Source organism: Psychromonas antarctica, from assembly GCF_022267535.1.
Classification (GTDB): Bacteria; Pseudomonadota; Gammaproteobacteria; order Enterobacterales; family Psychromonadaceae; genus Psychromonas; species Psychromonas antarctica.
Genome location: NZ_JAHNZV010000269.1, coordinates 1 through 847, shown reverse-complemented (window position 1 = coordinate 847; position 847 = coordinate 1). Strand labels below are relative to the sequence as shown.

The window sequence follows — 847 nt, the reverse complement described above, 5'->3', positions numbered from 1 at the left end:
CTCACCCTAGTCTAAACTTAGGGCAATTACTCAAGAGGAGAATCATCATGTCTAATATTAATATTTTAGGAATTGATATAGGTAAATCTACTTTTCATCTTGTTGGCCACGACGCATCAGGAAAAGAAGTTTGTCGTAAGAAGCTAAGCCGTTCAAAACTAATTCATTACCTATCTACATTAACGACAACAACCGTTGCAATGGAGTCGTGTGGAGGAGCGCATTGGTTGGCTAGAAAATGTCAGGGGTTTGGGCATACAACAAAACTTATCCCTCCTCAATACGTAAAACCATATGTTAAAACGAATAAAAACGATTTCATTGATGCAGATGCAATAGCTGAAGCCGCATCTAGGCCTTCAATGCGCTTCGTCAGTGTAAAAACCGAGGCATCACAAGTGATATCAGTTATTCAACGCATACGCTCAAGTTACCTAAAAGACAGGACTGCTTGTATGTCTCGTATCGGCTCAATTTTACTGGAGTTTGGTATGAGTTTCCCTAGATCTCATTCCAAAATGAAGAGTTTGTTTCAGTGGTTAGCTGAATATGGAGAGCCAATACCACCGATGCTTCTTCGAGAACTAAGAGAACACCATGACTTTTATTTGAAACTTAATGAACTGATATCACTGCAAGATAAAAAGCTTAAGCAATTAGTAGAAAATGATGAATTAGCACAGCTACTCATCTCTATTCCAGGAGTGGGAACGCTTACTGCAAGTCGTTGTATGTCTGATATCAGTAATGCCTCAGATTTCAAAAATGGCAGGCATTTAGCTGCTTGGGTGGGTTTAGTTCCACGACAATTTTCAACAGGTGGAAAAACAACATTACTCGGTATAAG

1 protein-coding gene is annotated in these 847 nt (G+C 39.3%); it reads left to right on the top strand.

What is annotated here, in order from left to right:
• Positions 1–47: 47 nt before the first annotated feature.
• Positions 48–847 (top strand): IS110 family RNA-guided transposase (locus KSO91_RS17420; protein WP_238744276.1); only part of this gene is annotated, 800 nt, incomplete at its 3' end.